Source organism: Frankia sp. CoBUL1 (assembly GCF_978021245.1).
Genome location: NZ_CDXDOS010000181.1, coordinates 1 through 7,050 on the forward strand (window position 1 = coordinate 1; position 7,050 = coordinate 7,050).

6 protein-coding genes and 2 pseudogenes are annotated in these 7,050 nt (G+C 71.0%); 6 read left to right on the forward strand and 2 right to left on the reverse strand.

Annotated elements, in window-relative coordinates; genetic code table 11:
* From AC08OX_RS12995 to AC08OX_RS13010, 4 genes and pseudogenes are all read left to right on the forward strand, one after another.
* On the forward strand, positions 1 to 383 hold a 383-nt coding region (locus AC08OX_RS12995; protein ID WP_476608062.1), incomplete at its 5' end, for a DUF349 domain-containing protein.
* 429 nt (positions 384 to 812) lie between these two features.
* Positions 813 to 1,589, forward strand: coding sequence for a helix-turn-helix domain-containing protein (locus tag AC08OX_RS13000; protein ID WP_476608063.1), 777 nt, complete (start codon positions 813 to 815; stop codon positions 1,587 to 1,589).
* Positions 1,590 to 1,759: 170 nt separating this feature from the next.
* The gene (locus AC08OX_RS13005) at positions 1,760 to 2,287 is read left to right on the forward strand and encodes a hypothetical protein (RefSeq protein WP_476608064.1); all 528 of its coding nucleotides are present in this window, start codon (positions 1,760 to 1,762) and stop codon (positions 2,285 to 2,287) included.
* A gap of 117 nt (positions 2,288 to 2,404) precedes the next feature.
* Positions 2,405 to 3,362: pseudogene (locus tag AC08OX_RS13010) on the forward strand (aldo/keto reductase).
* A 96-nt stretch (positions 3,363 to 3,458) separates the two neighbouring features.
* Here the strand turns inward: AC08OX_RS13010 and AC08OX_RS13015 are convergent.
* A pseudogene (locus tag AC08OX_RS13015) lies at positions 3,459 to 4,250 on the reverse strand (class I SAM-dependent methyltransferase); the annotation flags it as partial.
* 238 nt (positions 4,251 to 4,488) lie between these two features.
* Here AC08OX_RS13015 and mshA point away from each other — a divergent pair.
* Positions 4,489 to 5,796: a D-inositol-3-phosphate glycosyltransferase gene (gene mshA, locus AC08OX_RS13020; protein ID WP_476608065.1), complete on the forward strand. Its 1,308-nt coding sequence runs from the start codon at positions 4,489 to 4,491 to the stop codon at positions 5,794 to 5,796.
* Positions 5,797 to 5,852: 56 nt separating this feature from the next.
* Complete coding sequence (locus AC08OX_RS13025) at positions 5,853 to 6,347, forward strand: type III secretion system chaperone family protein (protein WP_476608066.1); 495 nt, start codon at positions 5,853 to 5,855, stop codon at positions 6,345 to 6,347.
* 101 nt (positions 6,348 to 6,448) lie between these two features.
* On the opposite strand, the gene AC08OX_RS13030 is transcribed toward AC08OX_RS13025, so the two are convergent.
* Positions 6,449 to 6,811, reverse strand: a complete 363-nt coding sequence (locus AC08OX_RS13030) for a DsrE family protein (RefSeq protein ID WP_035729484.1) — start codon at positions 6,809 to 6,811, stop codon at positions 6,449 to 6,451.
* Positions 6,812 to 7,050 lie beyond the last annotated feature (239 nt).

Sequence of the window (7,050 nt, forward strand, 5' to 3'; positions counted from 1 at the left end):
CACCTCAGAAGGAGAAACTGCTGGCCGAGGCGACGGCGTTGGATCCGGCCGATACCGACCGCTCGCTGCGTCGTCTCCGGGAGATCCAGGACCGCTGGGACGAGATCGGACGGGTCCCCCGGGAGGCCGCGGGCTCCCTGGAGCGGCAGATGGCGGCCATCGGCGACAAGCTGCGCGAGGCCTCCGACGCCCGCTGGGCCCAGCGCTCCCTCGCTTCATCACCATTCGTGACGAAGCTGCGGGAATCCGTCACGAAGTTGGAGGCGAAGCTGGCCCGGGCCCAGGCCGCCGGACGCACCAAGGAGATCGCCGACACCGAGTCCGCCCTCGCCGCCCAGCGGGCCTGGCTGGCCCAAGCCGAGGGACAGTCCCACAACGACTGAGCCGCGCCGGCAGGCGCGGGCGCTTCGTATGGACCCGAAAACGGGGAACTGCGGCATCCGCCGTGGTCGAAGGGGCGAAGGTCCGCGGAGTACCAGGTGGTGCACCTCGGGGCGGACACGTCCAAAGAGCGCTAACTGACCGCTTGCCAGAGTTAGCAGCCCGACGTATCGTCGACTGCGTTGGTGATGTGTTGTGGCGGCGCACTCGTTTCCGTGCCGACCGGAGCTTGCCGAGGCAGCATGGCCTCCCCTGAATCGCAGCGTCCACGGACGGCGGGCTCTCGGCGGGCGGTCGTCCGCGGAGTCCTCGGAGTCCGCGGACTCCTCGGCCGCGGGGTCCAGCCGTATGCCGAGGTTCACGGATGGCGGGGCGCCCGCCATGGGCGCGGCAACCCGCCTCGCCCTCCGGCGAAGGAGGCGTTCGACCCGGTGGCGGCCCTGAATGTGCGCGATCTCGGCGATTTCATCCGCGATCAGCGGCACAGCGCACAGATCTCCCTTCGTCAACTCGCCAAGCAGGCCGGGGTGAGCAACCCTTACCTCAGTCAGATCGAGCGAGGCCTCCGGCGGCCGTCCGCGGAGATTCTTCAGCAGATCGCGAAGGCGCTCCGCATCTCCGCCGAAGTGCTCTACGTGCAGGCCGGAATTCTGGAGGAACGGCAGGGCGAAGAGAACGTCATGGCTGCCGTGCTCGCGGACGAATCCCTGTCCGAACGACAGAAGCAGGTCGTGCTCGACATCTACGAGGCGTTCTGCCGGGAGAACTCCATCGCGGCGCGGGCCGGCCGCGACCACCCGGACGGCGACGCCGAGGCCGGGCCGCGCGGGTTCGTCCCCGGCGAGCCCGCCACCCCGACCGCGGGTCCGGCCGCCATCGGTGATTCGGTGTCCGCACGGGGTTCGGCCGCCACCGTGGGAGCGACCTTCGCGGAGCCGACGACGAAACGAAGATCCGCCCGACAGGCGTCGGCGACATCCCGGGGCACCACCACCGCGGCGCGGTCGGCCTCGTCGGACGGTACGGGTAAGCCGTCACCGGGGAGCGCCCCGGGCCGCACCAGGCGATCGAAGGCCACGGGAGGCGAACCGGCGGCGCCGACGAGGACCGAGAGCGGTCCGATCACCGGCGCTCCCCCCGCGTCCCTACCCACACCGGCAGCACCGGCTCCGCAGCCGACCACCGACAACCCGGTCGATCAGACCTAGATCGACCGGCGGAGACCGCGACGAAAAGGAAAGCAGTACTCCGTTCCTGTACGGCCTATCACCACCCTGACCCTCACATCATTTACCCGACCTTATCACCCGTCGGCGACGAGGCGCTAACAGGAAATCTCTACACGAAAGCAACGAATCTTCGAACCGAGGGAGACATCATGGCCACCACGCGCACGACGAACCGCCCCGCCAGCCGTCCCACCGCCCGCGTCAGCGCGCAGGCCCAGGAGGACACGGCCGAGGCGAGGGCCGAAGTCAGGGTTCCGCTGGCGAAGGTGCGCAAGCCGCTCTACGCGTCGGTGGGAGCGGCGGATCTCGCTGTGGCGAAGCTGCTCGCCCTGCCGACGACCACAAGCACCGAGGTTCGGAAGATCTCCGACCGGGTCGGCGCGCTGCCTACCCAGGCGGCGCGGGTTCCGACCCAGGTCGGGACGGCCGTGCGTGCGCTGCCGGCCACCGTCACCTCCCAGATCTCCGACCTGCAGGGACGCGCCACCTACCTCTACAACAGCTTCGCCACCCGGGGCGAGAAGCGGGTGGCGAGCATCCGGCGCAGCCCGGCCACGGAGGAGGCGGTGCAGCGCACCCGGACGGCAGTGAGCCAGACCCGCGCCGCGCGCACCTCGAGCCGCAAGGCTGCCGAGGCGGTCGGCCGGGCCGTGACCGAGGCCGCCCCCGAGAAGTAACGGCCCGCGAACATCGACACACCGGAGCACCAACGGACGGTCATTGACCTGTTCCGGTCGACCACGGGTCCGGGGCCTGCTGTCCGGGGCCCGTGGTCCGATGTGTTGTATTAACTTATGCGCTATCGCCCGCTGGGATCCTCCGGACTACTGGTGTCTGTCGTCGGCCTCGGCTGCAACAATTTCGGCTCGCGCGTCGACCTCACCGGCACCCGTGCGGTCGTCGACGCGGCGCTCGACGCCGGGATCACGTTCTTCGACACCGCCGACACCTACGGGAACAAGGGCGGCTCGGAGACGCTTCTCGGGCACGTGCTGCGAGGCCGCCGCGACGATGTCGTCCTCGCCACAAAATTCGGCAACGACATGGGCGGCATGTACGGCCAGGACTTCAGCGCGCGGGCGTCCCGGCGGTACATCCGCAAGGCGGTCGAGGGTTCGCTGAGCCGGCTGCAGACCGACTACATCGACCTCTACCAGCTGCACACCCTGGACGCCTTCACGCCGATCGAGGAGACGCTCGAGGCCCTCGATGAGATCGTCAAGGAGGGCAAGGTCCGTTACATCGGTGCCTGCAACCTCGATGCCTGGCAGGTCGCCGACGCGGAGTGGACCGCCCGGGCATCCGGGACGACCCGCTTCATCTCCGCGCAGAACCACTACAACCTGCTGGAACGGGGCGTGGAGGCAGAGCTCGTGCCGGCCGCCCAGAAGTACGGCATCGGCGTCATCCCGTACTACCCGCTGGCGAACGGCCTGCTCACCGGCAAGTACCAGCGCGACGAGGTGCCGGCACCCGGCACCCGGCTGGCAGGCAGGCAGGCAGGACGAGCTGACCGACGAGGTCTTCGACCGGCTGGACGCCCTGGAAACCTTTGCGCGGGAGCAGGACCGGTCACTGCTGGACGTCACGATCGGCGGGCTGGCCGCCCAGCCCGGGGTCGCCTCGGTCATCGCCGGCGCGACCAGCCCGGTCCAGGTGCGCGCCAATGCCGTGGCCGGTCAGTGGCAGCCCCGCGCGGACGACCTCGCGGTGCTCGACAAGATCGCCGTGACCCGCCGTCCCGCCGACTGACCGCGGGACCGACGGATCCACGATCCGGGACGTCCCGTCAGATCTCCGCCGGGGCGTCCCGCACCGCACCGGCAGAACGCCCGAACCACCCGCCGAGGGCCAGTCGATGGTCAGCTCACCCAGCCGCCAGCGCCGCCGGTCGCCGCGGACCGGCCAGCCCTGGGCCCGCAGATCCGCCACGGCTGCGATCCACCGCTGGCGTGGGGAGAAGACGGCCCGCGGCGCGGCCCGCTCCCAGGCGCGGTCGAAGGCCGTGAACAGCCGGTGGACATCATGGCCGGGCACGTTGTGCTCGATGAGCGCCTTGGGGAGCCGCTCGGCGAGCTCGGACGGACGGGCGAGGCTCGCCAGATGCGCGGAGAGGGTCAGCGTGGGCCCGGCCGGGCCCCCCGCGCCGGACGGCAGCCAGGCCGGCGCCGCTCCCGGGGCCGGAAGACCGAACCAGCAGGCGCGCCGACCCGTCTCGTCGCAGGTTCCCTCGACGAGCATCCCGCCCGGGGCGAGCCGCGCCAGCATCGTCGCCCACGCGCCGGGGACCGCCCCCTCGGGATACTGCCGTAGCACGTTCAGGGCACGCACCAGCACCGGGCGCTCCCCTGGCGGCGGAAGCTCGAACCCGCCGCGGGTGAACCGCAGCCCGGGAGGTCTCGCGGCCGGTGCGGCCCGGGTGACCCGGTCCTGGTCGAGCTCCAGGCCGACGACGCGCACGCCCGGACGCACCGTTCGCAGCCGCTCGTAGAGCTCCACCGTGGTCACCGGAGACGCGCCGAAGCCGAGATCGACGACCAGGGGATCCGCCGCCCCACGCAGCAGCGCGGCGGCCGCGTCGAGCGTCCAGCGATCGATCCGTCGCAACCGGTTCGGCGCGGTGGTACCCCGGGTGGGCATCCCGAGGGCACGCGCCCGTCCGGCCGCGAGCCGCGGCTCCCGACGGGAGGAGTTCGTCACGGATCCACCCTGGCAGACCGGCAGACCGGCGGACCAGAGACCGGCCGGTAGCCCGAAGGGGGGAGACCAACAGTTGACCCGACAACCGGCCGGGTAGAACGGTTGGAGACGTGTTCGTCCACAGCAGGGTTGGTCGTATCGGGCAGGCGCCGGTGGCGTGCGGATGCGGAGGTGCTCGATGCGTCTGATCAGAAGCGGCGCCGCCCAGGTCCGCGGTGAGTCCGAACGGCGCGGGCGGCCCAGCCGGGTCGCGATGCTGTCCATGCACACCTCACCGATGGAACAGCCGGGAACGGGCGATGCCGGGGGGCTCAACGTCTACGTCGTCGAGCTGTCTCGGCAGCTCGCGGCGCTGGGGGTGGAGGTCGAGGTGTTCACCCGCGCGGTGAGCAGCAAGCTGCCGACCTCGGCCGAGTTGTTGCCGGGTGTGACGGTCCGCCACGTTGACGCCGGCCCGTTCGAGGAGATCCACCGGGAGGATCTTCCCGCCTGGCTGTGTGCGTTCACCGCGGCTCTGCTGCGCGCCGAGGCCGGGCACGAACCAGGGTGGTTCGATGTGATCCACTCGCACTACTGGCTGTCGGGCCAGGTCGGTCTCGCGGTGGCACAACGATGGGGTGTCCCCCTCGTGCACACCTCCCATACGCTGGCGAAGATCAAGAACGGCGCGCTGGCCGCCGGAGACCGCCCGGAGCCGCTTGGCCGGCTACTCGGCGAACAGGAGGTCATCGGGGGGGCCACCCGACTGCTCGCCTCCACGCCGGACGAGTACCGGCACCTGATCGATCTGTACGACGCGGCGTCGGACCGGGTCGACGTCGTCGCGCCCGGCGTCGACCTGGAGGTCTTCCGGCCAGGTGACATGGCGCAGTCCCGGGCCCGCGTCGGCGTGGATCCCGCCGACGACCTGCTGTTGTTCGTCGGTCGGATCCAACCGCTCAAGGCGCCCGATCTGCTGCTGCACGCCGCCGCGGAACTACTGCGGCGCGATCCCGCCCGCCGCTCGCGGCTCACCGTCGCCGTGGTCGGCGGCCCCAGCGGATCCGGTCTGGAACAACCCGACGCCCTGGTCAAACTCGCGGCGTATCTCGGGATCTCCGATCGCGTCCGCTTCCAACCGCCGGCCCCGCAGCAGGAGCTCGTCCACTGGTACCGCGCGGCCACCGCCGTCGTCGTCCCCAGTCACAGCGAGAGCTTCGGCCTCGTCGCGCTCGAGGCCCAGGCCTGCGGCACCCCGGTGGTCGCCGCGGCGGTCGGGGGCCTGCGCACCGCGGTCGCCGACGGTGTCTCCGGGCTGCTCGTCGCCGGTCGGACCCCCGCCGTCTATGCCGACGCGCTGGACCGGCTGCTGCGCCAACCACGATGGCGGGCCCGGCTCTCCGCCGGAGCGGTGGCCTGGGCCGGTGGGTTCGGCTGGTCGGCCACGGCCCATGGCGTGCTGCGCAGCTACCGGCACGCGCTGAGCCCCACCGCCGTCGCCGTCTGAGAGAGGATCTCCGCCGGAACCAGCATCGTCTACCAGCTACTGGGGAGGCCCCAGCCATGACGGCGCCCATCGACGCAGCGGAACGCAACCGGCTCGACGTGGTGATCGATGACACGCTCAGGGATCTCGGTCTCGCCTACGACCATGTCGACACCGGCTCGTTCCTCGTCACGCTGGAGGGCGAGCACAAGCTGCGCACGATGACGTGGCTCGTCGTGCAGGACCACACCCTGCTCGTCGAGGCGTTTTTTATGCGCGCCCCGGCGGAGAACGCGGCGGGCACCTACGGATTCCTGCTCGGCCGCAACGCGAAGACCTACGGGGTGCACTTCTCCATCGACCGGGTCGGTGACATCTTCCTCACCGGGCAGGTCCCGCTGCTGGCGGTCACCGCGGAGGAGATCGACCGCATCCTTGGCTGCGTCGGCTCCTACGCCGACGAGAACTTTGACCCGGCGATAGCGCTGGGATTCGCCTCCGCCATCGAGCGGGAGAAGGCGTGGCGGGCCAAGCTGGCCGCCGACGCCGGCTCGGCCACGAAGCCGGGATGAGACCCGGTCCCGAGGAGGACGCGGTGCTTCCCGGCGATTCACGCGTCCCCGTTGCGTCCAGGCCGTTGCGTCCAGGCCGTTGCGTCCAGGCCGGGCGCTCCTCAGTAGACGAGGGCCTGCACGCCGTCCGCGAGAACCTCGTCGACGAACGCGGCGGCACCGGCGATGCGGACGCCGGGCAGGACGTCGTCCGGGCCGATGGAGCGCCGGGCCGCACACTGGGTGCACAGGGTGACGCGACCCCCGGCGAGGACGGCGGCGAGCAGATCGGGCAACGGCGCCGCCTCCGGCAGGCTGAACTCCTCCGCCCGGCCGGGCAGCGCGAACCAGGCGGACTCCCCGGTAAGCCAGAGCGAGACGTCCGTACCGGCTGCGACGGCGACGGCCGCGACCGTGAACGCCTGGGAACACCGTTCCGGCGCATCCGTCCCGGCGGTGACCTTGACGACGAGCGGGCGGGCCATCCTGCCAGTCTGCCAAATCGCACCCATCCCGTGCGTCCCGCCGAGGAACGAGTCCGACGACCCGTGCTTCCGCTTGGCCAGCGGTCCGCCGCTCCCATCCGTCCTGCCTGCCCGTGGCTATGGAATTGTAATGAAATAAAAAATGCATGTTCGGGAGCATCTTGGCAGGTAGGCGCACGGGGCCGGCTGGGTAGACGCCGTATTCATGATCATGCGTCTCATTGGCGCCGGGCATACCC